We start from the raw sequence: 979 nt of genomic DNA, 5'->3' as shown, positions 1-979 counted from the left end.
GCCGGCCGGGAGTTCAAGGAGGCGGGCCTGGCGCTGACCGTGTTCGGCAGGAATGTGGCACTGGCCGATCCACCGGATCATATGAGGCTGCGCAAGCTCGCGATGAAGGCGTTCACACCCCGCAATGTCGAGACCTGGCGGGTTACGGTGCACGACGCGGTACACCGCCTCCTGGACAAGGCGGTCCCGCGAGGTGAGATGGACGTCGTGAAGGATTTCGCCTCCGTCATCCCCGCTGAGGCCATAGGCGGGATACTCGGCGTTCGCGCGGACCAGCGGCTGGATGTGCTGAGGCACGTGGAAGCGGTGGTCTCGGCGATTCCCGAGCGGATCCGAGATTCGTCGCAGTGGCTGATGAACCATGCTCGCGAACTGGTCGCGTTCAAACGCGCGCATCCCGCAGACGATCTCACCTCGCGTCTCATCGAGACTCGGGACGGGGGCGATCGCCTCGACGAGACGGAATTGGTCGCCATGGTGCAGTTGCTCATCTTCACCGGGTACGACACCACGCGGCACCTGATCAGCAACGCCGCACTCGCCCTGCTGGACCATCCCGACCAGCTCGCGATACTGCGCCAGGATTTGTCGCTCATGCCGCAGGCGGTGGAGGAATTCCTGCGCTACGAGGGTTCGCTGGCGGCGAGCGTTACCCGCTTCGCGAAGCAAGACCTTGAGTTGGCCGGAGTCGAATTGCCGGCCGGAGCGGCCGTCTGGGGCATGCTGATGTCGGCCAACCGGGATCCGGAGCGCTTCCCCGATCCCGACCGGCTGGACCTGGCGCGTCAGGACGTGCGGCACCTCGGTCTCGGGCACGGCCTGCACAACTGCATGGGCGCCGCCCTGGCCCGCATGCAGGCGCACGTCGCCATCGCCGCCCTGGTGAGCCGGCTACCGGGGCTGGCGCTCACCGTCCCACGCGATGGGCTCCGCTACCAGCCGAGCATGGTCTCACGCAGCCTGCAGTCGCTACCCGTCC

At 67.0% G+C, this 979-nt stretch carries 1 protein-coding gene; it reads left to right on the top strand.

Translation table 11 applies throughout. The annotated features are described in order from the left end of the window. The coding region (locus tag IL992_RS45555; RefSeq protein ID WP_193209504.1) for a cytochrome P450 at positions 1–979 on the top strand (979 nt) is incomplete at both ends.

The organism is Microbispora sitophila (genome assembly GCF_014892245.1).
Classification (GTDB): domain Bacteria; phylum Actinomycetota; class Actinomycetes; order Streptosporangiales; family Streptosporangiaceae; genus Microbispora; species Microbispora siamensis.
Note: the sequence above shows the minus strand (reverse complement) of the source record. Positions and strands in the feature narration are given on the sequence as shown.